General features: G+C 67.7%; 14 protein-coding genes and 3 pseudogenes. 4 read left to right on the forward strand and 13 right to left on the reverse strand.

The genetic code is table 11. The annotated features are described in order from the left end of the window. Nucleotides 1–315 (forward strand): DUF7124 domain-containing protein, encoded by a 315-nt coding sequence (locus tag NO364_RS07870; RefSeq protein ID WP_257629007.1) that lies wholly within the window; start codon nt 1–3, stop codon nt 313–315. 128 nt (nt 316–443) lie between these two features. On the opposite strand, the gene tsaA is transcribed toward NO364_RS07870, so the two are convergent. Further along, nucleotides 444–935, reverse strand: coding sequence for a tRNA (N6-threonylcarbamoyladenosine(37)-N6)-methyltransferase TrmO (gene tsaA, locus NO364_RS07875; RefSeq protein ID WP_257629008.1), 492 nt, complete (start codon nt 933–935; stop codon nt 444–446). A gap of 256 nt (nt 936–1191) precedes the next feature. Between tsaA and NO364_RS07880 the strand changes: the two genes are divergently transcribed. Further along, nucleotides 1192–1422, forward strand: a complete 231-nt coding sequence (locus NO364_RS07880) for a hypothetical protein (RefSeq protein ID WP_251330276.1) — start codon at nt 1192–1194, stop codon at nt 1420–1422. Between the two features lie 242 nt (nt 1423–1664). On the opposite strand, the gene NO364_RS07885 is transcribed toward NO364_RS07880, so the two are convergent. The 4 genes from NO364_RS07885 to NO364_RS07900 all read right to left on the reverse strand — a co-directional run bounded on the left by NO364_RS07885 (nt 1665) and on the right by NO364_RS07900 (nt 3707). Continuing rightward, the gene (locus NO364_RS07885) at nt 1665–1817 is read right to left on the reverse strand and encodes a C2H2-type zinc finger protein (protein WP_251330277.1); all 153 of its coding nucleotides are present in this window, start codon (nt 1815–1817) and stop codon (nt 1665–1667) included. 141 nt (nt 1818–1958) lie between these two features. After that, nucleotides 1959–2225 carry a hypothetical protein gene (locus NO364_RS07890; RefSeq protein WP_257629009.1) on the reverse strand — a complete coding sequence of 89 codons (267 nt, stop codon included), beginning with the start codon at nt 2223–2225 and terminating at the stop codon, nt 1959–1961. Nucleotides 2226–2227: 2 nt separating this feature from the next. Next, a complete protein-coding gene (locus tag NO364_RS07895) occupies nt 2228–3490 on the reverse strand; it encodes a GTP-binding protein (RefSeq protein WP_257629010.1) in 1263 nt (420 codons plus the stop codon). Nucleotides 3491–3548: 58 nt separating this feature from the next. Continuing rightward, complete coding sequence (locus tag NO364_RS07900; protein ID WP_257629160.1) at nt 3549–3707, reverse strand: hypothetical protein; 159 nt, start codon at nt 3705–3707, stop codon at nt 3549–3551. Between NO364_RS07900 and NO364_RS07905 the strand changes: the two are divergent. Continuing rightward, nucleotides 3651–3916: pseudogene (locus tag NO364_RS07905) on the forward strand (NAD(P)-binding domain-containing protein); the annotation flags it as partial. The gene NO364_RS07900 and the pseudogene NO364_RS07905 sit on opposite strands and share 57 nt — an antisense overlap. A 504-nt stretch (nt 3917–4420) precedes the next feature. On the opposite strand, the pseudogene NO364_RS07910 reads toward NO364_RS07905, so the two are convergent. Together NO364_RS07910 and NO364_RS07915 are read right to left on the reverse strand one after the other, a co-directional pair. After that, nucleotides 4421–4918 (reverse strand): annotated as a pseudogene (locus NO364_RS07910) (nuclease/transposase family protein); the annotation flags it as partial. Nucleotides 4919–5100: 182 nt separating this feature from the next. Then, a complete protein-coding gene (locus tag NO364_RS07915; RefSeq protein ID WP_257629011.1) occupies nt 5101–5913 on the reverse strand; it encodes a type IV toxin-antitoxin system AbiEi family antitoxin domain-containing protein in 813 nt (270 codons plus the stop codon). Between the two features lie 253 nt (nt 5914–6166). Between NO364_RS07915 and NO364_RS07920 the strand changes: the two genes are divergently transcribed. Then, nucleotides 6167–7384, forward strand: coding sequence for an RNA-guided endonuclease InsQ/TnpB family protein (locus tag NO364_RS07920; RefSeq protein ID WP_257629012.1), 1218 nt, complete (start codon nt 6167–6169; stop codon nt 7382–7384). Here the strand turns inward: NO364_RS07920 and NO364_RS07925 are convergent. The 6 genes and pseudogenes from NO364_RS07925 to NO364_RS07945 form a co-directional block, all read right to left on the reverse strand. Then, nucleotides 7381–8376, reverse strand: a complete 996-nt coding sequence (locus NO364_RS07925) for an ImmA/IrrE family metallo-endopeptidase (RefSeq protein WP_257629013.1) — start codon at nt 8374–8376, stop codon at nt 7381–7383. The genes NO364_RS07920 and NO364_RS07925 overlap by 4 nt on opposite strands. 88 nt (nt 8377–8464) lie before the next feature. Beyond that, entirely contained in the window at nt 8465–8812 is a 348-nt protein-coding gene (locus tag NO364_RS07930; protein ID WP_257629014.1) for a DUF8013 domain-containing protein, read from the reverse strand. Between the two features lie 86 nt (nt 8813–8898). Then, nucleotides 8899–9039, reverse strand: a pseudogene (locus tag NO364_RS18345) (pirin family protein); the annotation flags it as partial. Between the two features lies 1 nt (nt 9040). Then, nucleotides 9041–11938, reverse strand: a complete 2898-nt coding sequence (locus tag NO364_RS07935) for a lamin tail domain-containing protein (protein ID WP_257629015.1) — start codon at nt 11936–11938, stop codon at nt 9041–9043. Between the two features lie 2 nt (nt 11939–11940). Next, entirely contained in the window at nt 11941–20736 is an 8796-nt protein-coding gene (locus NO364_RS07940; protein ID WP_257629016.1) for a hypothetical protein, read from the reverse strand. Continuing rightward, a complete protein-coding gene (locus NO364_RS07945) occupies nt 20736–24224 on the reverse strand; it encodes a hypothetical protein (protein ID WP_257629017.1) in 3489 nt (1162 codons plus the stop codon). Before NO364_RS07945 ends, NO364_RS07940 begins: the two co-directional genes overlap by 1 nt.

Genomic DNA, 24224 nt, shown 5'->3' on the forward strand with positions numbered 1-24224 from the left:
ATGCCGTCGGACGACGTAACGCTCGCCTTCTCGTTCCAGGCACTCGAAGAACTAACCCGACCGACACGAGCGTTCGACGACGCCGCGACGTGGGCGAGTCATGTCGGAATCGTCTCCTCGGAATCGTCCTTCGTCGAACGATGGCGAGTCCGTGAGGCGGGATACCCGCAGGACTTCTTGTCGGGTCCGCGTTCGATCGGAGAGGCACTCTCGAGTCTTCGAAATCACTTCGAGACGGAAAGGCACGTGTTCGTCGGGACGGACGAGACCGGGGGGTCGCAGAGACGGTACCTGACTGGATCTTCCAATCGGTGACCGATGCTGCAACGGCTGCGGACTGGCGGCTTGGAACTACGTTCTCGACTGGCTACGACTGGCCTTAGCGAGTCAAGTCTGGGACCGAATTTCCGGTCCAAGTTATCCACGAGTAGCGGCCGGCCGCCTCAGAGAAATCGCTTGTCGGCCTGTTCTGACCGGATCGTCGATTCCGACGCATCGAGCCAGCCCGTTTCCACCTCGGACGGGATATCGAACTCGGGAACGAACGGTTTGATATCAAGCAGCGGCGTCCCGTCGACGACATCGATACCGCTCACGGTCAGTTCCCGTTCTGTGACGGACTCGATTGCCACAACAGAGAGGCCGATCGAATTCGGACGTTGTGGCGCCCGTGTCGAGAAGACTCCTCGTCGTTCGTCATCGAGAAACGGTTCGACCCGTAGGGGAGCGTCGTCGCCAGATGCGTGAAAATGGTACAACAGGATACAGTGCGAGAAATCGGCAAGATCCGCTAATCCATCCGCATACGACGCCTCGATCTCGACAGTTCCCGTGACTGAATCTGCTCCGATCGGTTGAACTGGCATTCCTTCTGGTGATTCGAACGGCGTCCGTATCACCCCAATTGATTCGTAGCTGAACGTGTCCTTGGGCACGTTCGTGGCTTCGTCTTGTAGAGAAAATAGCTTTATTGAACCCATTCGCTGGCAATAATTTTCAAAGTCTGGCATATACATAGCGCGCGTTCAGCGCGTCAGCCACGTGGGAGCAGGAGGTGTCCAATCCAGTCAATTTACCGAGTCTGTCCGTCGAGGTTCGGGCGCATCCCACGGGCTAAAATGTTTTGATGAAAATTAGTTTTCAAGAAAAAAGGAATATTTTTCTTCTATACAACTCTAATTTGCTAACGCAATGGTAGTAGAAACAGCGGACCTACGATCGGAACTCGAAGCGAAGGGAGAATTGATGCTCGCAGTCTCAGAATTCGACGAACCACTGGAGATGCACCTCCATGATACGGAGATTGAGGACGGTGTCATAACAATCCAATTGACTGATGGTGTCCTCACGTTCGATGTCGATGAAGTAGTGGCTGTCTGGCATCATACGCATTCGCTCGCAGATTTCGGACTGGAAGACTGATATCAACGGGCGGTGGGTCGTAGGTCGCCGGATCTCGGCACAGAGTCAAAGCGATCGGCATCTTACGAACGCATATTTATTTGCTCGTTTGATGACGAATAGCGGAAAAACCGAACTGGGTGTGCTGGCCACGTCCCCTGTCTCTCACACGCCAATTACACCGGTCACTGACGGTTTCAACGGATCTCGAAAAATTAATTTCGTGAGTAATACCGGTGTTTTCTCCGTGTCACCGTGACCAGTCAGTGATTCTCGTGGATGTGGTCGCGCAGCGCGTCGGTCTCCTCGAACTGCTCGTCGCACTCGGCACACGTGTTGTGGTGAAGCGCGACGTGCTGGGTCACGCCGGCAGCGCTCTGGAACTGTGCATCGCAGCTGGAGCAGGTGTACGACATTACATTAACAACTGAGTCGCTTATTCACTAAAAACGTTATTAAAAATAGGGGCAGAGCGATTGATACGGACTAGTAAATCGACTCTCCAGCTAACTAAGATTGACCGGCTGGGACGTCGAAAAAGCCCACCCCAAATAGAGCTAAATCAACTCTCCTGCCTGTTCACGGAGGGGCTGTGCGAGACTTCTGTCGTCGACCAGTTTCTCGAGTTCGTTCGTCGCTCGGCACTGACCGAGAGCGTTCAGTGCCTGGCGACGATACCCCCCGTCGAGACCACTCGTGACGACGATCAGACGAAGTTGCGTGGTTGCCCCAGCCTCCGCGAGTCCGTTGATGGCGTCTTCCCGAGCGTGCCGCGGCGCGTTCTTGTCGGCGACCGTCTGGAAGAGTGAACGTGGTGAAGACATCGTCAGTCGGCGAGGCCGACCTCTTCGGCACCGTTCTCGCCCGCTTCGGTGTCGTCGCTCTCCGCCGCTCCATCCTCGGATTCGAACGTCGGGAAACGGTCCTCGAAGGCGTCCCAGTCGGCGGCTATCTCTTCGTCGGTCAGTGTAGCTGCATCGAGATCCGTTCGGAGTGCATCGTGGTCCATGTCGGTACCGATAAGAACGAGTCGGGTTCCTCTGTCACCCCAGACCTCCTCAAGCTGGGGATTGGCCTCGAAGTAGGCCTCGCGCTCTTCAGTCGGAAGGGCTGCAATCCATCTGCCCGCGGGTGCAATTCGAATAGAGTGGCCAGCAGCATCTATCCCGAGTGCCATATCCTCACGCCCCGCGAGCCAGAAGTGGCCCTTCGACCGGACCACATTCGTCGGAAACTCGTCCAGCAACTCGGCGAATCGTTCGGGATGGAACGGCCGCCTCGATTCGAAAACGAACGAGGTGACGCCGTGTTCCTCCTCGGCAGACTCGTGTGGTTCCTGCAGTTCCTGCATCCAGCCAGCGGACTGACTCGCTGATTCGAAATCGAACCGACCAGTATCGACGATTGCCTCCGGATCGACGGCGCCGTGTTCGGTTCGGATGATCTCCGCGCGCGGTTGCAGCACCTCGATCATCTCTTCGATCTCGTCGAGCGTCTCCTCGCCGACGAGGTCACACTTGTTCAACAGGAGGACGTCACAGAACTCGATCTGATCGACCAAGAGGCTTCCAAGGTCCTTCTCGGTGTCGCCGTCCATCAGCGATTCCTTCGAATCGAACGTCGTCCAGAACTGGTGGGCATCGACCACAGTGACGGTCGTGTCGAGTTCGTAGTAGTCCATCACCTCGATGCCGGTCTCCTCGTAGAACTCCGTGGGGTCGAGGTCTTCTTGGTCGAATCCCATGGTGAGCGTCTGGGCGACGGGCAACGGTTCGGCGACGCCCGTCGATTCGATTATCAGGTAGTCGAACTCGCGGGCTTGTGCGAGCTTCGCGAGCGCGTCCAGCAGGTCGCCGCGTAGCTCACAGCAGATACAGCCGTTCGATAGTTCGATCAGGTCCTCGTCGTCCTCCGAGATGTCCGAGTGTTCGACGACGCGCTCGGCGTCGACGTTCACCTCGCCCATGTCGTTGACGAGGACCGCGACGTCCAGGTCCGTTCGGGTGTTCAGGAGGTTGTTCAACACGGTCGTCTTGCCCGCGCCGAGGTTGCCGCTCAGCACGGTGACGGGAATCGTCTCTCGACTCATCTGTTATTAAGAATAGAGAGTATATTATTTATAATTAGCTATCTACTACCCTATATTGTTAACAGTGACATCCGAAGAAGCCCGTAAACACGAGTCGCTCGACGTAGCGATTGTCGGGGGAGGTGCCGCAGGCGTCGGTCTTGGGGCCGTCCTCGCGGATCTGGGTCTCGACTCCTACGCCATCCTCGAGCGAGGCGAAGTCGGGGCGGCGTTCCAACAGTGGCCAGAAGAAATGCGCCTCATCACGCCATCGTTCCCAGCAACAGCTTCGGCTACCGCGACCTCCACGCCGTCACCACTGATACCTCGCCCGCATTTGCGCTCGACAGTGAACACCCGACCGGCGGAGAGTACACCGAATCTCTCCAAGGGGTCGTCGAGTTTCACGACTTACCCGTCCGAACCGGTGTAGACGTGGAGTCGTTGACCTCCTCCCACCCCTGAAGGGGTGGGATTCCCCGAAGGGGAGTTCAAGGTTGCGCGTTTCCTCGGCCCTCAAGTACGCTTTCGCGTGGGGCGTTCGACGGTGGCCGATCGGTTACGACCCCGAGCGTGCTTTTCAGCGCGTACAGCCCGGTCAAACGGGCCTTCCCACCCGGACGCGCCGGGCGCTTCGGTGGAACGGAATACCGTCCGTTCCTCCACGGTCGGGTATTCAGCCGACTGGGTACCACCAGTCGCGTCCGACCCGTAGGCCGGGACGTGGTGGTGTGGTTCTTCGGCTTTCTTACCCGGCGGGCTGTGGACGCGAAGCGTCCGTTGGGGTCGAAGACCCCATGCCACAACTGGGGAACGCCGTCACCACATAGTATGGGAGGGCCGAACTTAACAATTCGGGACACAACTCCCGTCAGGCTATCTGGTGGTTTGTCTCCCATCGTGTCGGCTTCATCCCACGGCTAAAGCCGTGGGCTTTCGCCTTGAACAACTGTAATCGCCGTTGCGGGCGGTGAGCGTACTTTCTGTAACGCTCCATTCGTCAGAGTTGAGGTACTGCCGTTGGTAGCCATCGTCGGCATCGGGAAGTGCGAGCGAACACCGGACGCGACTCTCTGTCGTGGAGAGAGAAACCGTGTCGTCATCGAACAGCGTCATCGTCCGGGTGTCGTACTTCACCGTGGGTGCGGTGAACGTCGGCTTGCTGACCTTCTTGCCGTTGGACCGGCGTTCGATACAGCCAGTGATGGCTTGTGCGGCTTGGTGGGTGGCGAGAATCGCATGCTGACTCCCGAGGCCGGTTTGCTCACGCACGTCGTCGTAGGCGAGGGGCTGTACGTCGCTCTTGGCGTTGCACTTGCCCCACGCCATGTCGGTGGCGAGCTGGCAACCACGCTTCCACTCAGAGATGGTCTCCTCAAGCAACTCGCGTTGCCTACCATCTACCGAGAGTCGGGTGATTGCTGTCCGGCGCACGTAGTCGTCTGCCACAGATTCAATGTAGTCTCGTGGCTAGTTATATATTAGTTTCTGTGGCCTATACGAACGCGCTCCTCCCCTCACTACTCGCACCCTTCGGTCGCTCCTTGAGGAAGGGGACTCCGCGCTACTGCTTCAGTTGAACAGCACCGTTCTCGACGCTGCAGAGAAGGAACGCCGACTTCGTACCTAGGTCAGGACTCCGCCGGCTCCAGCATGGCTGGCTCGACGTTGATTCGGAGGCGATACGTACTGTCGGTCGATCCGGTGTCGGGCCGCGTCGGGTCCAGTGAGGAATATCCACTCGTGAACGACGCGACGAGTTCCTCGCGGGCGGGGAGGTCGATGCCGAGCTGATCGGCGAGGTAGACGATCCGCTTGGTCGCAGCGCCGTTGTCGAGGCGTTCGAGGTACTCGCCGACAGTGACCCAGTCGCAACCCCGTTCGTCGGCAGTACGCATCGCGGTTGCGAGTTCTCGAAGGCCACCACAGAACTCGGGGTGGTCCGCACAGTCGACCAGTGTCTTCTCCAGGTCGCTGACCTGAACGGTCGTGCCCTCGATCGATGTCGGCTCAACGCCGAAGAATTTCCGCTCGGTGACTGTCGTGACGCGGTACGGGACGCCGTGGATCTCCCTGCTTTGCGCTCGGGTCGGCGTAACGACGTACACCGTCCGGGGGACCTGTTCGGTCAGCCCGTGGTGGCTGAGGGCGCTGTAGTAGCCGATGTACATCGGCTCGGCGACGTGGGCGGCGATGAGGTACTCGTGGGTGGTGTACACGGCTTCCTCGCCGGCTGTGAGTGGAATGATGAGATACGTGCCCGGGAAGAGCCGGTCGAGCCAGCCCTTCTCGGTGAGTCGGGAGGCGATCTCGCGGGCGGTATTTGGGGGGACCTCCAGCGTCGTCTCGATGTCGTCGACGGAGATGATTTGCTGACCCGCGCCAGCGAGTCGTGCAAGGAGTCGACTTTCTCGAGTCGAGAGCCCCTGGCGTATATTTTGCATTTGTTCTATGGTGCTTACACCTGCGTTTCTTACATAGAGTATAAACACTGGCTTCCTTTAGCCTTGCGACTGCCGTGGACGGCGGAGACGAGCAGACTTAACCAACAAAATCGGGGTGTGGAACCGTGCGTTGGTTAAGGATTCAAACTAGGTATCGAGGCAGGTTCCCCTCCCCACCGTGGGCGGGGTTGAAGCCGACACTCGCTGCCACAAACCACAGACTATTAAGTACCTCTACCTTCTATTGAAAATTGTGGCAGAGGACTACCTGAGACGTACCGCAATCACCCGCCCCATCCTCACCGACGAGCAACAGGACTTCCTCGACGCCACCATCAGCGAGTGGAAAGATGCCTGTAACATCAGTAGTCGCATCGGATGGGAACACGGTGAAACGCGGAAAACCTACCTCCAAGACCTCGCCTACGACACGGTGCTGGAGGAAACACGTCTCGGGAGTCAGCACGCAATTCTCGCCACCCATCAGGCCGCAGCCGCGCTCGATGGTGTCGAAGCAATCAAAGACCTTGATGAACACTACAAAACGTCTCGACCGGAGTTCACCAGTAACACGGTGAAATACGACACGCGAACGATGACGCTGTTCGATGATGGGTCTGTGTCGCTCTCCACCGTCGATGGCCGGATTCGGTGTGACCTGAACCTCCCCGATGAAGATGACGGCTATCAACACGAATACCTCGCCGATGACGAGTGGGAAGTCACGGAGTCTACGCTGTCAAAGCGTGATGGCGACTACTACCTGCACCTCGGGTTTCGTAAAGACAAACCGGAGAAACAGGTCGAACAACAGGGTGACGACGAGGACAGGACAGTTCTCGGCGTTGACCTCGGCATCGTCAACATCGCCACCACCAGTACAGCGTACTTCGCCTCCGGCAGAGAACTTCGACACCAGCATCGAGAGTTCGAGCGGATTCGTGGCAATCTCCAGCAGACTGGTACACAATCCGCCCATCGGACGATTCAGCAGATGAGCGGTAGGGAATCACGGTATCTCCGTGGCCATCTTCATCAAGTTGCGAACCAAATTCTCGAAGAAGCACGATTTCACGACTGCGAGTACCTCGCCTTCGAGAATCTGAAACACATCAGGGAGCGTGCGCCGCCCGTCAAAGAGTTCCACCAGTGGGCGCACCGCAAGCTCGTTGACTTCGTGAAGTACAAGGCTGAAGCCGACGGGATTAGCGTCGAGTTTGTAGACCCTGAGAATACGAGTCGGCGGTGTCCCGACTGTGGTCACACGAGCGACGGGAACCGAGTGCGACAGACGGAGTTTGAGTGTGAGTCGTGCGGGGCAACTCAGAATGCAGATTACGTCGGTGAGAAGAATGTTGGATGGCGGTATGTCCGTCGAGGCCTACAGTCGTCGCGGCGGACGGGCGACAGTCAACTCGCCCTGAAGTCAGGAACGGTGACGCCGAATCGGGGATTTGTCCCGTCCGACTAACCACGGTCGGTAGAGGCCGAGTTCACTGACAAGCCCCGCGCCACCGTGCGCGGGGCAGTTGACGCGCCGTCTTCGACTACGTCGATGAGCGCTTCTACTGTGGAACTGATCCGGTCGAGACGGTCGCGAACGATCTCGGGATCGTCCGACTCCCACGCAGCGAGGTAGAACGCCGACCCACTAGTGTCGAGCCCGCAGTACCGCCCGACGACGTACGCGACGGCTTCGGCCTCGACTTCGCGTTTCGCCCGCTCGGTGTCGTCGTCGACGTCGAAGTGGAGCAGAGCGTGGGCGTACTCGTGAATTAGCGTCCGCGCGAGGTCGGCCTCGTTCTCCCGATCACGCACCTCGACGAGCGGCTGAACGTCGACGAGGCTCAGCTGCTCGCAGATGCCCTTCGCCTCGCCGTGGGTCCACTCCTCGGCTGGAACGATCCGCACCGTCACGCCAAGTTCGTCGGCGGCACCAGTCAGCCGACCGACGAGGTCGCCGGCGTCCCCGGTCGCTTCCGTGTCCAGGTCAGGAAGCGGCTCATCTTCGGTCTGGGAGACGTCGAACACCGGCGCAGGCTTGAACCCGACGAGGCCCTCTGACCACTTTTCAGGCGGTGTCTCGTCGTAGTCAAAGTCGTTGTCCTCGTGGTAGCTTGGTGAGTTTTCGCACTCCGGGCACTGCTTGGTGATGATCGGTGCCCAGATCCAGATGGCCGATTCGCCCTCGTTTAGGTGGCGGTCGAACTCCTCCTGCCACGTCCGGTAGCCCGCCACCCGAGTCGCCTCAGGACATTGGCGCTTGATCAGCAGCGTGTTCCGATACGAGTAGTCGTGGAAGCGGCTCTGGACGTCCAGCCACTCCTGGAATTCCGCGCTGGCCTGCGCGTCGTCGACGCCGGCGACGAGGTCGTCGATCCACTGTTCGATCGTCCTGTTCATCTCGTCGGATCGTGTGTCGGTCTGGTCGAAGGAGACCGACGAGTCTCTGGTCGTGGACATCGTGTTCACCGAATCGAGTTCACGGCGACCGCGTCTGTTCAGACAGCGCCGCACTCCTCAGAGGCGTCGAAAAAACCGAGTCTGTCGGTTAGCGGAGTTCGTGGCGTTCGTCAGCGAAACCGACCCTAACGAGGTACTCGAGGAACTCGTCGACCCGATCCACGTCGCTGGGGGTGTCGGTCGCGAGGTGGCGGGCCCACTCGACTGCCCACTGAAACGCAGGATCAGCTCCACCCTTGCCATGAATGTACCACCAGCGCGCCGCTTTCAGCACGACGAGCGGGTTCGTCGGCGGCTCCGTACTCGCCAGCGCACGGGTCAGCGACTGGATCTCCTCGGGAACGTCGCTTGCGTCGACGTCGCCGGACTGCGTGTTCGCGATATCGACGGGAATCTCGTCGATCGAGATATCTCTCGGTGACTGTTGTTGACTCACGGAAATCACCTAACTGCGAGGACGTTCGCTGAAGCCCTCACCCTCTCAGGGGGCGAAAAACAACCCACAGTCGGTCCGGCGGAGTCTCAGCGGCCGATGGTGCCTTGGCGTGTAATCGGCGCGTCCGGGTTGATGCTGAACGCGACGATGGTGGCGTCCTCGGTTGCAGTGACCGCCACATCGTCGTCACCGGTCACGAGTGCGCTCTCGGTGTACCGACCGATCCGCTCAGTCGATTTCGTGGCCGTACACGACGGTGGCGGCGACCAGCGACCCGCCCCGGTCGTAGATCAGGACGGCGTCCCCGTCGTTGTTCCAGATCGGTCGTTCCGACCCCCAGTAGTGCTCGGTGTCGGTGTCGGTGCCCGAACCGGTACGGAGGGTGAGCGACTGGCCCGGATCGAGACGGGTGCCGTCGGGGAACCGGTAGGCGTGATCGGCGAGGTCCCGAACCGTCCACCGCGAGACGTCGAGTTCCTCGCCAGCGACGTTCTCGACGGTGACGTACTCCTCGGTGAGTGCGTCGCGGTCGTCGTCCGGCGGATCGAAGGCGGTGTCGGTGACGGACAGCGGTGGCTCCGCGGGCAGCGCCGACAGGTCGGGGTAGTCGACCGACGCGACCACGTCCCCCTCGTCGTCGCGGACGGTGATCGTATCCGCCGTGTCGTGCCAGCGGTAGGCGTCGAGCCCCCAGTAGAGGTCGCGGTCGGTATCGGTGCCCGTGCCCGTGCGCACCCGCACGCGATCGCCGGGAGCGAGTTCGAATCTCTCCGGGAACTCGTAGCCGTGGCCGGCGGCATCCTCGACCCGCCAGCCGGTGAGCGTCAGCATGGCGCCGCTGGTGTTCTCGATGGCGACGTACTCGTCGGCTGGCGACTGGATCGACGGCGAGTCGGTGTCGACGCGGTACTCGACGACCGACACCGGCCGGCCGGTCGACGGCGGCGTAGCGTCGGCGAGCGTCCCGGTGATGGGTTCGGACTCCGCCGGCGGCGCCCGTCCGCCCGGCGGCGCCGCCTCCGTCGTCGGTTCGGTGAAGTCGAACCGGAGGCCGCTGGAGGCCTCGCCGCGGCCGGTCGACACGCGCCGCCCGGACCACACGTACGTCCGGCCGTCCGTCCACGTCGCGTAGCGGTAGCGCTGCGAGACGGTCGTGCCGGCGCGGGTGACCTCGTCCTCGTAGAGCCGCATCGACGGGTCGAGGACCCGACCCTGTGGCGTCGGGAGCGCGTCGTCCGGATCGTCGAGCGTGCCCGCGTCGAGCAGGATCGCCGGTTCGAGCCGGTACGACTCCGCCCCCTCGGGGTCGGGCTTGAGCGGGACCCAGTGGTCGGGCACGTCCGTCGCGAGCGTGTACGACTGCTCGGTCCCCGGCGCGGTTTCACCGACCGTCTCGGTCAACACCAGGCGGTGGTCGCGGGTCCCGTCGTCGGTGACCACCGGCCGGTGGATCGAGAGGGCCTCGGCGTCGGCCCAGACCGACGCCCCGGCGCCGGCGTGCCGGACCCGGTCGGTGTCGTAGGCCGGGTCGCCGCCGGTGTACACCGTCAGCGTCTCGCTCGGGGGAACGACCGCGCCGTCCCGTTCGCCGAACGTGTGGACCGTCGTGTCGTCGGCGCGGAGTTGCCAGCCGGTGACGTCGAGTGGCGCGTCGCCGTCGTTGCGGACGGCGACGTACTCCTCGTCGGGCGGGCCGGGCGTGACGTCGACCACCGAGAGGGTCGGTTGGGTGAACTCGCTCCGGTCGCGGCGCCCTCCGATCGGGCTCTCGACCAGCGTCTCGATACCGAACACCAGGTTCGCGACCTCGTCGCGGGTGAACCGGACCTCCTCGACAGGATCGGCGTCGATGGTCGTCTCGACGAGCGGCGGGAGGAGGAGCCCCGGTTCGTCGTGCCCGGGGAGGTCGAACTCGAAGCCGCCCCAGTCCGTCGCGTCGTCGCGCTCGACGGTCGGTTCGACGGTCGTCTCGATGCCGAACGTGTCCCGCACGGTGAGGTCGGTGATCCGCGTCACGGAGCCGACGGGTGCCGACAGCGGCAGCGTGAACCAGTCGGTGCCGGCGACCAGGGCGAACTCCAGCAACAGGAGCCGTGAGAGGTCCTCGCCGGCGGCCGACACCGACCCGAGGTCGACGTTCGCGTCCTCCAGTTCCCAGAACCGCGGCGCGGGCATCCCCTCGAAGCGAGCCCGCGTCGGCGGCCGCGAGAACGACGCCGTCTCCGTCTCGCCGGCGGCCGGCGAGAGGCTGCCGGACCGCACCGAGAAGGCGTGCCAGTCCAGCCTGCCGCCGCGGTGGCCGTCGACGTCGAAGACGGTCTCGTTGTCCGGATCGCCCGCCGCGACCGACCCGGCGTACGAGAGCCGGTCGTCGTCCCACGCCTCCTCGCCGCCGCCGACGGCGGCCGTCGCCGGTTCGGCGTACAGGTCGCGGTACCACTCGACGTAGCCGACCGCCGCGCGCTTGAACGGTTCGTCGAGCGCCCGGTCGGCCGCGACCGGGAGCCACGCTTCGGCGGCCCGCCAGCCGCTCCAGTCGACGTCGCTCCGGTCGTCGGCGCCGACGATGCCGTCGGCACGGGCGAGCGTCCGGTAGATTTCGACGCCGTCGAGCGCCCGACCCTCCAGAACCGCGGCGAACCGCCGGCCCTCGCCGTCCAGCGTCGCCTCGTCGAGGTCGAGCAGGAACGCCTCCGGGAAGTCCTCCGGCGCCGGGAGCGGCGGATCGCCGGCCGCCGCGTCACCGACTGCGTCGCGATAGCGGTCCAGAAAGCCCATCCCGGCCTCGACGGCCGTCCGCGCGTCCGGATCGGCGCCGTCGCCGACCGCGACCGGTTCGCGTTCGACCATCGTCGCGAGCGGCGGGTCGGTCGTCGGGTCGTACGGTTCCGCGTCGCCGTCGCCGAGCGCGACCCGGTTCAGGCGGTCGTGGCTGTAGTCCACGTCCGCACGCACCGGCGAGCCGGCGTCTTCGCCGCGGAATTCGCCGAGTTGTCGCTGCCGAGTCAGCATCCAGAGCGGGTCCGCGACAGCGGCGCGGAGCGCGTCGGTCAGCCCCTCGTCGCGCGCGATCGGTTCCAGCCGTTCCCACATCGTGTACGACCGCAGGTGTGTGTCGTGTGTCATCGTCACTCTCCTCCGTCCCACCAGTCGAACCGGCCGAACCGGACGGACGGGGCGTCCGGCACAGACTCGTTCGACCCGGCGACCGTGGTGTCGTTGTACGGGAACACGAGTCCGGGGAGCGTGTGGCCGAACTCCTCGAGGGCGTCGAGGTCGACGCCGCGGAGTTCGACGAGTTCGCGGGTCTCCGACAGCGTCGTCTGGATCGCCTCCCGCGACCACTCGACGGGGTCGGTCGGCGTCCACGACTCCCCGCGTCGCTCCCACGCCGGCGGCACGGCGAGCAGCGCGGACTGGGGCGCGCGGGCGCCGGCGTCGTCGTACTGCAGGCCGACGCCGATCGTCTCCTCCGTCGCCGGGACGGGGTCGACCCAGCCATCGAGTGCGAGTCCCGCGACCGGCGGCTGGCCGTTCCGTCCGGGCGTCCGTGCGAGTGGGGCGTCGATCCCCGCCCGCGACCCGAACGCGGCGACCATCGACAGTTCGCCGCCGTCGGGCGTCTCGCCGTCGCGGCCGATCCAGTCGACCGAGTCGTGGCCCAACTGACCGACCGCGAGGCGATCGTGGGTGTCGCCGTCGTCGGCCAGCGACAGGGCGTCCGCGTACGTCAACGCGTCGCGCAACAGCGCCGGCTGGTCCCTTACCCGGGCGATCCGCTGCAGCCACGTGTCGACGGCGTAGGGGTCGTCGCCGAGCGCCCGTTCGCTGTCGGCGAAGGCACTCCTGACTGCCGCCGGGTCAGCCGGCGCGAACGGCGGCAGGACGGTGAACTCCTCGCCGAGCAACGCCTCGAGTCGCGCGCACTGGCCGTCGACGGTCGGCTCCGCGGCCACCTCGTCCGGATCGTACGCCGCCGCCGACCGGCGCCGGTCGCGGAGTTTCCCCGCGACCGACCGGGCCTGTGCGAGCAGCGTCCGCCGGTCGGCCGGCCTCCCGCCGGTCCGGGACTGCGGCGTCGCGCCGTAGACGCCGACGTAGGTGGCACGCACCAACGCGAGTCGGAGCGCCTCGAGCGACGACTTCCGTAGCGCCCGCGTCGGCGACTCGCCGTCCAGCAGCGGTCGGAGGCGGTCCCGGACCGCGCCGTCGGTCGCGTACTCGAGGTCGACCAGGTCGTCGAGGTGGTCCCGTGCGATCCGGTCGGCGGGCCCGGCACCGTACGACTGGGCGCCGGTCCTCGCCACCCGAACCGCGTAGCCGGTCAGATCCGGTATCGCGCGTTCGAGCGCGTCGGCGAGCGCCCGCGGATCGTCGGTCCGGTCGTCGAACAGCGTCGCGGGGTCGCTCCCCGACCGGGAGAGCGCGGCCGTCGCGTCCGACAGTCGCTCCTGGAAGGCGGCCGGATCCCCGTGCCTGGCGAACAGCGACGGATGCGAGGTCAGCGCCGTGAGATCACGGACGAGGAGGTGTGGCTCGTCGACGTGTCCGGCGAGCGCCGTGACGACGGGCTCGGGTCGGCGGACCAGCGCCGCTAGCGCCCGCGCGACCGCCGGCGCGTCGGGGTCACCGATCCGGTCGGACAGCACCCGGCGCAGCCCGGGATCGAAGCCGCCGAACTCGACCGGGAGATCGAGTTCGGGGTCGGCTAGGAAGCTCCGGATGCGGCCCCGCACCTCGCCGCGTGGCCCGCGCCCCAGCGGGCTCTCGACCTCGGCCCCGGCGACGGTCGCGTACCGCCCTGCCCAGGGCTTCGCGAGGTCCCCACGAGCGTTGACGATGTCGGTGACGCCCAGCCGTTCGAGCGGTTCGACGACCGCGTCGATGGCGTCGGCGAGGGCGTCGAGTTCGTGGCGCTCGAGTTCGAGCAGGGCGCCGATCGCCCGCAGGTCCGCGTCGGTCAGGGCGTCGTCGCCCGCGGCCCGGGTCAGCGCCGAGACGCGCCCCGCGAGCTCCGCCTCCGAGCGGAGGCCGTCCCAGTGGGCGTCTCGAACGGCGTCGTCGACGGCGGCGGCCGGGGCGTCGGCGCGCGACGGGTCGACGACGGCCAGCAGCCGCCGGAGCCAGAACAACCGCGGCACGACGACGAACTCCTCCTCGAGGAGCGAGGGGAGGGCGGACGGCTCGGGGCGTGGCGGGACGATCCGGAACGACCGGCTCGCGAGCACCTCCCTGACCGTCCCGTCACCCGATCGGAGCCGGCGCTCGAACCGCTCGGCTCGCGCCTCGAACCCGAGTTGGGCGATGATCGCCAGCTTCGCCTCGGTCGGCAGCGACTCGATCAACGACCGGCGGCGTTCCCGGGGTTCGTCCTCGTACTCCTCGAGCGCCTCGCGGCGTTCGTCGTCCAGCCGGTCCGCGGCGATTTCGAGCACGAGTTCGGCCTGCTCTTCGACCGGGAGCCGCGAGAGGGCGCGCCACACCGCCTCGTCGAGGCGCTCCTCTGTGACGACCGTAACGAGCAGTCCCGTGCCGTCCGGGTAGCCGTCGAGGTCGACGGTGACGGACGCGACCCCCTCGTCGTCGGTCCGGACCGACCGCGTCTCCCACAGCGCCGGTTCGCCGGCGCTCCCCAGGGTGACCGTCACGTCGGTTCGCGGGGCGTCGGTGGCGACCGAGAGCGTCGCCCCCTGCTCCGGCGGGACTTGCGCCTCGGCGAGGGTCTCCGACAGCTCCGTCGGCCCGGCCCGGAGCGCGCTCGCCATCGCCCGGAGTTCGGCCGGGAGCGACTGCGACTGGCCGTCGGGTCGTGCGTAGTCGGCGAGGCGGCCCACGGTGTCGACGAGTTGGGAGAGCGGGGCCGCGCGGTCCAGCGACGCCGTCGCCTCCTCGATGCGCTCCGCCATCTCGATCAGCGTCGGCCCGGACTCGTCGTCCAGCGTCGCCAGCCGGTTCGCGATCATCGCCTCGATTTCCGTCACCGCCTCGGCCGCCCCGTCGGCGCGGTCGGCCAGCCGATCCGCCGTGCCCGGCGCGTTCGTCGACTGTCCGTCGAGATACCCCTCGTCGGCCTCGGCGGACGGATGCGCCAGATCGGTCGCGTCGGCCGGTCGGGCCTCGCCGATCAGCTCCGAGAGGCTGCGGGCGTGCTCGACGAAGGCCGCCACGCTCACGTCGGCGTCCTCGGGGGTGTCGCCGAACGACAGCTCCAGCTCCGCGTCGTTCTGGATCGGCGGGTCGTTGCGGGGGCGACGCCGGAAGAGCCGGTAGCCGATCCGGCGCTCCAGCGCCGAGCCGTCGGTCTCCCCTTGAGTCGCTGTCAGCGCGACTGCGTCCAGCGGCGAGAGGTCGAGTTCGTCGAACCGGCAGTCGTCGGCGACGGCGAACGACCGCTCCTCTGGGGCGGCCGGCCACGCCTCGTACCGCAGGACCGCCGTTCCGTCGCCGTCGCCGTCCCCGGAAACCGAGAGCCGGAACCCCTCCTCGGTGACGGTGGTGATCTTCCCGCGTCGGTGGCCGGCGACGCCGCCGTCGGCGTCGGGGCGCGGGAGCGAGAGGACGTGGTGGTCGGAGCCGTAGCGAGCGTCGCCGCCGTGGCTCCGGACCGTCTGTGCCGTGGGACCGACCGCGACTCCCTCGGACCAGCCGGCTGACCCGGCGTCGAGCGCCGGCGTCGTCGCTCCGTCGGCGGTCGATACACCGCCGACGCCGGTGACGGCTATCGCCCCCGGCTTGCCGTCCGTCTCGACGGTCACGGTCTCTCCGTCCGCGGGCACGGTTACCGTCCCGACCGCCGGCGGGCCGCCGACGGCGCCGTCGCTCGTCTCCGCTCTCGCCGAATCGACGGCGACGTAGGTGACCAGTCGCGGCGTCGCCGCCCAGGGGACGCCCTCGTCGGGCCGGCGGTAGGCGAGTTCGAGCGTCGATCCGAGGCCAGTGACGCGTGCGGTCGTCCGGCCGCCGAGTCGCTCCCCGTCGGGGTAGAGCAGGTCGAGGGCGGCGTCCTCGGAGACGGTCCGGGCGTCGGCGCCGGTGGTCGGGTCCGTCGCGGCCGCCGTCACCGTCTGGCCGATTTCGCCGCCGGCGTCGGCGACGGCGATGCCGCGGGAGAGGCCGCCCGCGTCGGCCACCGATCCGCTCGCGTCCGCCGCGCCCGTCGCCATCGTCGCGGTGAGCCTGACGTGGTCGGCGTCGACGCCGAGGTCGACGGTCTGTGTCGCGTCGCCGTCGTCCACGTCGGTCGCGCTCGGCGGGCGGGCGACGAAGCTCCCGGCGCGCACCTCGGAGCGGTCCCCGGTCTTCACGGCCGTGTAGGCGAGCGAGAGCGTCCCGTCGGTGGGCGTCTCGACGGTCGAGAACGCGAGTTCGAACCCGTCGTCGGTCGTCCGCCGGAGCCGGCCGGTGATCGTGCCCGCGGCCCCATCGGCGGTCCGGAGGGGGACGTTGATCGCGGCCGACGAGTCGGTCGCGTAGTGCGTCTCCGTGGGGCCGACGGCGACGCTCGTCGACTGCTGCGTGACGGCGCCGTCGGCCGCGACCGTCGCGGTGCCGTGGAGCCACCCCGGCACCGTCGACGCGGCGCCGACCGACTCCGTGATCGTCTCGACGCCGGTCGAGGCGGTGAACACCAGGAGGTCGGGTTCGAAGCCGACGTCGTCGACTGAGACGCGCTCCGGCCCGTCCGGAACCTCGATCGACCCCGTGGCGAAGTCCCGATCGGCGGTCCACTGGAAGGCGGCCCGGCAGCCGACGCGGTCGGGCGACGGGAGCTGTTCGCCGAGCCAGCCGTCGAGCGCGGGTTCGGCGTCGCTGCGGACCGACACCGAGTCGAGCGTCCGCGCACCGTCGCCGTCGACCGGCGACGGGTCGAGCAGGTCGGGATCGATCGGCTCCGCGAGGTCCGAGCGGTCGACGTACGGGAGCGAGAGCGCGTCTGGGAGGTCGGCGACCCCCAGGGTCTCCCGCAGCGACACCTGCCAGTCGCTCGGCGTCGGCACCGAGTCGGCGTCGCCGAACAGGAGCAAGAGCCGGTGGTTCACCCCGGTCTCTGTCCGGGGCGTGTCCAAGACGTCCGGGTCCTGCATGAGTTCGCCCCGCGAGAGGGCTTCGAGCGCCGCGCTGGCACGCTGGACGTTGCCCGTCGCGAGCTGGTGAACGCTCTCCGCGACCAGCAGGTCGGCGATGGCGTCGATCTCGTCGTCGATCTCCGACAGCAGGGCGTCGATCTCGGCGCTCGCCGCGGAGTTCGGTTCGGGGAACGGATCGCCCCGGGGGAGGTCGCCGTCGTCCCACGCCTCGTAGACCGCCATCCCGTCGACCACCTCGCTGGCCGCGGAGAGGTCGACCTCGCTGGGTTCGGCGCCGCCGTGATCGAGACGGCCGGCGATCGAGGGGTACGCCTCGCGGAACGGGGCGATGTACCGCTCGGCGTCGGTTACGGCGTTGTCGTCGTCCTCGCTGATCCGGTGGAGGCCCCGCTCGAACCGGTAACCGACCAGTTCGGAGAGCGAGGAGCCGTTCCTGACGCCGGTCAGATACGGCCAGACCGCCTGGAGCCGTTCCGCCGAGAGGTCGACCGCGAGCGTCTCGCCGTGTGGGCCGTCGGCGTTCGTCTTGTGGCCGTTCCGGAGGATCGACGCCGTCGTCGCCTGGTTCTGAGAGGGCGCGAGCAGGTACTCGGCATCGGTGTCCGGGTCCGGCGTGAGATCCGTCACGTAGCCGTAGGCGCCGACGTGGACATCGGGTTCCCGCTCCCGGACCCGTTCGAGGCGGCGGGTCGCGACCGACGTCCACCACGCGTCGAGGCGGTGGCTACAGAGGTCCATCGCGCCGCGGGCGATGCGGTCGAGATCCGCGGATTCGGGGTCGATCCGCCCGAGTCGGTCGAGGCTGGCCGCGAACGACGCGAGGACCGGGTCGACCTGCGGGGCGTCGCCGGCCACGCTCGCGCCGATGGCGTCGCGGTACTCGTCGCCGCTCGACAGGGACGGGTGGTTCGCCAGCGCGTCCGGGATCGGGTCCTCGAGGTCGTCGTACGCCGTCCGGTCGCCGTGGTCGTAGCTCGTCGGCTCCGGGCCGACCGTCGGCAGGTCGCCGTAGAGCGCGCCCATCCGGATGCGGCTGGAGACGCAGGCCCGCTGGACGGCGACGAGCAACAACTGGCGCAGCAGCGAGTCGTCGGCCGACAGGACGTCGTCGAAGCCGCGGCGGCAGTATCGGCCGAGCACCCAGCGACGCGCGATCGCGATGCCGAGCGCCTGGATCGTCTCGGCGTCGGGATGGGTGCCGAGCGCGCGCAGCGGGTTCAGCGGCGGCCACTGCGGGGCGTCCGACAGCATCGTCGACAGCAGTTGCAGATACGTGTCGATCGAGTCGTCGGTCAGCGGGAGCTCCTCGCTCGTCGCCGTGGCGGTGAACCCGAGCGTGAGCAGGTCGTCGAGTCGGGGATCGAACCCGTCGAACCCGGCCGTCGAGAGGGCGCGATCGACCTGCGGGTCGCCGACCTCGAACCGGTCGGCGTCGAGCACCCGACCGAACACGGGGTGGTCCTCGCCGAGCAGCCAGGACCGGCGCCGGTACCGCGACGCCGTCGCCTCCTGACCGAGGGCGTCCAGCAACGCCTGGTCGGCACCGTCGTCGGTCACCGTCGGGAGGCCGGCCGCGGCGTCCCGCCAGGCGTCGCGGAGCCCCCAGACGCGCTCGATCAGATCGGTCGTCACGACCCCGTCGTCGACGTCGCCGAGGCGACGGGGCGACCAGTCCGTCGACTCCTCGCCGCCGTCGTCGCCCTCGTCCGTCTCGATCGGGTCTCCGAGACTCGACGGCGGCGTGTCGAACGGCGTGACCGGGAGAACGCCGTAGGGCTGTCGACCGGTCCGGATCGTCCCGAGGGGGCCGTCCGCCCGGACGTACTCCGCGAAGTGCGTCCGGTACTCGTCGAGCCAGGAGAGGACCGTCTCCCCCATCAGCTCCTGTGTCAGCGGCGTCTCGTAGTCGCCGACGCCGGGTTCGCCGTCGTACAGCCGCTCCCAGTCCCAGCCGAGGAGCAGATGCTTCGCGTGGTAGCCGAGCGTCGCCGGCCAGAGCACCCGCTGGAGGTCGCCCGCCGTGGCGGCGTGTCGCGTGTCGGCGCCGTCGACGTTGGCGAAGACGTGATCTCGTCCGTCCGAGGCGATTCCCAGCCCCCTCGCCGTCAGGTCGCCGTCGGTGCCGTCGCCGCCGGTCACCAGCGGCGGCCCCACCTCGACCGGGGCGCTCCCCGCGGGGTCCCGCGCCGACGAGTGGCCCGACGGTTCGTCCGCGTTGTTCGTCGGCGTGCCCGGCGAGAGCAGGGAGAGCCCGTCCGTGTAGTGGTGGGCGCTGACGAGTTCCTCGAGTTCCTCGGCCGTGCTGGTTCGGTCCGACGAGGTCCGGAGCCCCGTCACCTCGACCGTCGAGAACCCCTCCTCGGGGACGAACCCGGACGGCAGGTCGACGGTGACGGCCATCCCGACGGACTCGGCGCGGCCGTAGTCGACCATCCACTCGACCCCGTCGCCGGCGACGGTGTCCCCCGCGGACGCGGCCGTGTTCGCGACGTTCGAGGGATCGGGCCCGGCAAAGAGCGGCTCGGCGATCGGATTCCCGGTGACGCGCTCGACGCGTTCGGTCCCCGAGTCGTCGCTCCAGCGGGCGCGGACAACCCACCGATCTGGCAGGAGTCGGAGCCGGGGCTGGCGGCTCCAGGAGTCGGGCTTGTCCGGGACCGCCGGGAACGCGAGCGCCGGCGGTCGGTCGGCGCCGAAAGGTGGGTCGCCGTCGTCCCAGCCGGCGAGGAGCCGAGCGTCGACGCCCTCGCCCTGTCCGTCGACCGGGCCGAGCGCGTGGACGATCCACGCGGCACGCTCCCGGCCGAAGGAGTCGACACCCCGCCCCCAGGCGCGTTCTCGGACCTGCTCGAAGCGATCGCCCGGATCGGCGGCGAAGTCGTCGAGCTGTTCGAACAGGCCGGCGACCGGGTCGCGCAGGTCCGCGGGGAGCTGCGAGGGGTCGTACGCGTCGGCCGGCTGGACGCCGCCACTCGGGTCCGAAACCGCCGTCGGGAGGTCGTGAGCGACGAGCCAGAGGCGACCCCAGAAGCGTCGCCCCCACTCGCGTTCCCGTGCCGTCAGTTCGGGTTCGTGGCTGTCGACGTGGATCTGCTCTGGGTAGGTCCGGACCCGGAGGGCCACGGGGTCGCCCTCGACGCCGCCGTCGGCGTCGACGAAGCGCGTCTCCAGCCGAACCGGCAGCATCGCGATCGGTGCGTCCCACGACAGTGCAGCCATCGGATCGACGCCCCGCTCGTCGGCCGTCTCCAGCGTCGAGACGTGCTCGGCTTTCGCACGCTCGATTTCGGCTCGGACCCGGTTGCGCTCGGCCGCGGCGTTGTCGACGACCCGCTCGAAGCCGTCCGCCAGCAGCGCCATCCCCGACGCGTCCACCCCCTCAAGTAGCGCGGCGAACTCGTCGACGGCCGCCCGACGCTCCGGGACGGCGCTCGGATCGTCGATGCGGATCGGCGACCGATCCCACCGGCGTTCGAGGAACCGCTCGCCCGGACCCAGCCCCCACTGCCCGCCGAGGCCAGCGGTCGGGTCCGCGTCCGACGCTCCGTCGTCCGACAGGAACGTCTCGACGGCCGTCACGAACGCGTCGAAGGGCAACTCGCCCACCGGGTCGGCGAGGACAGCGGCCGGGAACGACTGCTGGAGGAACCGGTCGAAGGCGGCGGTGATCTCGTCGTCGGTCCGAATCCGCTCCCGGTCGCGCTCCATGCGCTCGGCGCGGTCGGCGAGCGCCGTCCGGACGGTGCGGGCGCCCGCGACGACCGTCTCGAGACGCTCCGCGTCGGCCCGCAGTCGGTCGAGGCGCTCGCGCTGGTTCGACAGCGCCGACTCCACCATCAGTCACCACCCCCGGAACCGGGGACGATGTCTTGGGCGTGGATCGCGATCCGGACCGGCCGCTGCCAGGTGATCCGGGCCATGTGGGCGCCGTTCGTCCCCCAGGCGGCCGCGTCCTCGCGGTCGAACGGTTCGCTCCCGTCCTCGAGCCAACTCGTGTTCTCCTCGACGGCCCAGTTCCCCGACGCGGGCCGGGCGTCGCTCACGTCGACGTGCGTCGGTGCGTCGCCGCTCGTGACGTGTCCCCAAGAGAGCGCCGACCAGCCGTGTTCCGCGCTGTCGTCGGCCGTTGTGATCGTGGTCCGGCCCCCCTCGCCGTCGTCGTGTGTGATCCCGGCCGGAATCCCCGAGGTGTCCTCGTCGTCGCCCGGTTCGTCCAGGCCGAAACGTGCCTCGCCGACTGGCTCCTCGAACGCGAAGAACCACCCGAGGTCGTCCGTCTCGCCCTCGCCGCCCGTGACCGACGCCGTCGGATCCGCGCCCGTCACCTCGTCGGGCGTCAGGTCGAAGCCGAGGAACGTCATGTCCGGCTCGATTTCGCCGCGGAACACCGGATACTCGACGTGTTCGCTCGCGGCCGGATCGTCGCTGGGGGTCGACGAGGGCCACCGCGGCACCCGGTCGTCGCCCTCCTCGTACGCCTTCGCGGCGTAGATGGCCGTGTTCGGGTACCGCCGCAACAGGTTCCCCCGGATCAGGACCACGACGTTCGTCGTCGCCGCTGGGTCCGTCGGTGGCGGGTCGCGTATCGACCGCTCGCTCCCGGTCCGGGTGTTCGTCCCGAGCGGGCTGCGTGCCCGTCGGTTGGGTCCCTCGTCGTCCCACAGGTGCAGCGGGAAGACGTCGTCGAGCCGGTCCGGATCGTCGGGTTTGGGGACGCGGCTACGCTGGTCCCAGAACCGCTTGAAGTACGAGCCACGCTGGTCGGTCGGGTACCGTCGCCAGCGGAGCTCCCGGGCCATCTCGTGGTTGAGGCCGACGAGATACGCCTCGATGAACGCCGGGTTGGTCGCGAGGGCGCCGACGGTGTCGTCCTCGACCTCGTCGGCACCGGGGAGGAGGTGCTCCGTCGAGACGTCCTTCAGGCTCCGGTAGGTCGGCTGGGGGAACTCGGGGGCGGCCATGATCGTATCGAGGGGGTCGGCGCGCTCCCCGACGTCGCCACCAAGCCGTTCGGACACCCGCTCTTCGAGCGCCCGCTCGAAGTCGAGGCTGGCGTCGATCGCACCCTGCGGATCGGGCGCCGGTCGCTCGCGGGGCGTGGCGTCGTAGCCACAGAACGCCCCTTCGAGGTAGTCGGCGTCCGATCCGGGACGCTCGTCGAGGTGTTCTCGGATTCGGTGGATCGCGAACTGCACGTCAAGCACGCGGTCGATCGCTCGCTCGACGTGGCGGACCGTCACCTCCTCGAAGGGTTCGGACAGCGGCACCGGCCCACGCAACGGGTCCATGAGGTCGCCGTAGAGCCGGCCGCGCCGGCGGTGGTCCAGGTCGTCGCTGACCGACGGGAGGTCCTCGGCGAGTTCGGCGGCCACGACGGTGCCGAACGGCCCCTCGTCGGGGTTGCGCCCCTGGAACGTGCTCGCCCGGCCGTACAGTTGGTCCCAGCTGACGCCGATGCGGGTGTGCTGCGACTCGTACGCGTCCCGATCGATCGACCCCTCGCGAAGCCCGTCGAGGATGCGTTCGAGGGCGTCCATCACCGTCCGGCTCGACCCCTCGATTTCGTCGAGATGCCGGCGCGCCGCGAGGACGCGCTCGTCCACCTCGCGCTCCGTCGACTCCTCGTCGAGCGCGCGCGACTGTTCGCACAGCCGATCCGGGTCGGTCTCCCCCGCGACGGACTTGCTCCCGTCGGGACCGCCCGTCCCCGACGGCGGGTCGAGCCGTCCGTCGAGCAACCCCCGAACGATCGACGGGGCGTCCACCGCGCCGTCGACGCGGCGGGCCAGCGGCCCGCGGCCGCTGACGAGCCGACGGAACGGCGCCGAGAGCGTCGCCTCCGGGAACGACGAGTCCGCGAGCCGCGAGGCGGCGGTCTCCCCGTCTTGGAGGACGCGGCCGTGTGCCGGCGCGGTGAACGACAGCAGGGTCCCCGTGTCGGTTCGGCCAGCGAGCGTCCGGGCGACGGTGTTCGAGGCGGCCCGGGAGAGCTGTGCGGCCGAGAGCAGCCGGTTCGCCCTGCGTATTTCGCCCACCTGCTCCCAGGCGGACGCCATCAACTCCTCCTGGTTGTCCCTGACGACGCCCGTACCGATCCCGGCGGGCACCCGGTAACTCGGATCGAGGTTGAGGTCGTACAGCCACTCGACCTCGTTCTCGTCGCTGTTCGCCCAGTCGTCGACATCGTCGAGTTCGTCCCGCTGGGCGTGCCACTGCCCGTAGATCGGCGGGCCCACGGCGGGGTACGACGTCCGGTCTTGGATCGACTCCGGGCGGTTGAGCAGCGTCCGCAGTTCGTCGGTCAGTCCCGCCGGGTAGTCGTCGACCGAGACGCCGTCCGTCGGCCCGAGCGCGCCGCCAACGTCGACGGTCGTGCCGGGCGACGCCAGCGTCTCGGGGCCCGGGTCCGACGCGTCGACCGTCCGGACCCCGACCGTCGCGCCCGAGAGTTCCCGCGGCGTGAGCTTCCGCGCGAGATACTCGAAGTCGCCTTTCTTGCCCGTCTCGAAGGCCCAGTGGTCGTACATCGGCAACACGAGTTCGTCGCCGGTGTCCCCGCCCCAGGCCAGCGACAAGCCCTCCTCGTCGGGCACCGACTCGCCGAGTCCCGCCAGTCGGCCGGCCTCGAACGTCGGTACCAGCGCCGCGACGTAGCTGGTGTTTGCGGTCAGGTTGCGCGGACAGAGGAGCCGAGCGACCGTCGCCGTCGAGTCCGCCGCCAGTTCCTCCGGGATGCTCCGGCCGTGCTGTGCCTTCGGACTGCCGACGATCTGTGAGTGGGTCCAGGCCCAGGCCTCGTCTGCCGGCGGCAACTGTGCCGAGGGGTCCGCGTCGCCGCCGATCCTGAGCGCCGGCAGCGGACGACTGCCGTCGGACTCCGTCTCCACGCCCGCCGTCCCCTCGACCACGACGAGTCGCAGCCAGGGCAAGTTGCGTCCGTGGTCGTCCGTCCGCGTCGGGCTGAACAGCCACGGCAGGTCCACGGCGTCTATCTCGACCAGCGGGAAGTAGTTCGGCGGGAACTCGTCGGAGCCCGGCTTGGGCTCCCGGCGGACGATCTGTCGCCGGTCGAAGCCGGTGACTCGACCCGGGCCGTACATCTCGAGGTCGACCGTGCCGCGCTCGCTCGTTCGATCGCCGTCCGTGGTCGCGACGGCATCGTAGGACACCTCGATTCCCCCGCCCGAGGGGAGCGACCCGTCGGCGGCGTCGCTCTCGCTGAACGGTGCCGTCGGCCGGAACCCGCGGCGCACGCTGCCGTAGAAGCGGTATTTCGTCGCGTCGTCGTCGCCCGATTCGATCGCGGTGTCCGTGTCGTCTGGCAT

Source organism: Haloplanus salinarum, assembly GCF_024498175.1.
Classification (GTDB): domain Archaea; phylum Halobacteriota; class Halobacteria; order Halobacteriales; family Haloferacaceae; genus Haloplanus; species Haloplanus salinarum.

Excerpts from the sequence above, each read along its gene's own strand:
- NO364_RS07940 (WP_257629016.1), bottom strand. The coding sequence starts at position 20,736 with ATGGTGGAGTCGGCGCTGTCGAACCAGCGCGAGCGCCTCGACCGACTG.
- NO364_RS07870 (WP_257629007.1), top strand. The coding sequence starts at position 1 with ATGCCGTCGGACGACGTAACGCTCGCCTTCTCGTTCCAGGCACTCGAA.
- NO364_RS07925 (WP_257629013.1), bottom strand. The coding sequence starts at position 8,376 with ATGTCCACGACCAGAGACTCGTCGGTCTCCTTCGACCAGACCGACACA.
- NO364_RS07895 (WP_257629010.1), bottom strand. The coding sequence starts at position 3,490 with ATGAGTCGAGAGACGATTCCCGTCACCGTGCTGAGCGGCAACCTCGGC.
- NO364_RS07945 (WP_257629017.1), bottom strand. The coding sequence starts at position 24,224 with ATGCCAGACGACACGGACACCGCGATCGAATCGGGCGACGACGACGCG.
- NO364_RS07890 (WP_257629009.1), bottom strand. The coding sequence starts at position 2,225 with ATGTCTTCACCACGTTCACTCTTCCAGACGGTCGCCGACAAGAACGCG.
- NO364_RS07880 (WP_251330276.1), top strand. The coding sequence starts at position 1,192 with ATGGTAGTAGAAACAGCGGACCTACGATCGGAACTCGAAGCGAAGGGA.
- NO364_RS07885 (WP_251330277.1), bottom strand. The coding sequence starts at position 1,817 with ATGTCGTACACCTGCTCCAGCTGCGATGCACAGTTCCAGAGCGCTGCC.
- NO364_RS07915 (WP_257629011.1), bottom strand. The coding sequence starts at position 5,913 with ATGCAAAATATACGCCAGGGGCTCTCGACTCGAGAAAGTCGACTCCTT.
- NO364_RS07935 (WP_257629015.1), bottom strand. The coding sequence starts at position 11,938 with ATGACACACGACACACACCTGCGGTCGTACACGATGTGGGAACGGCTG.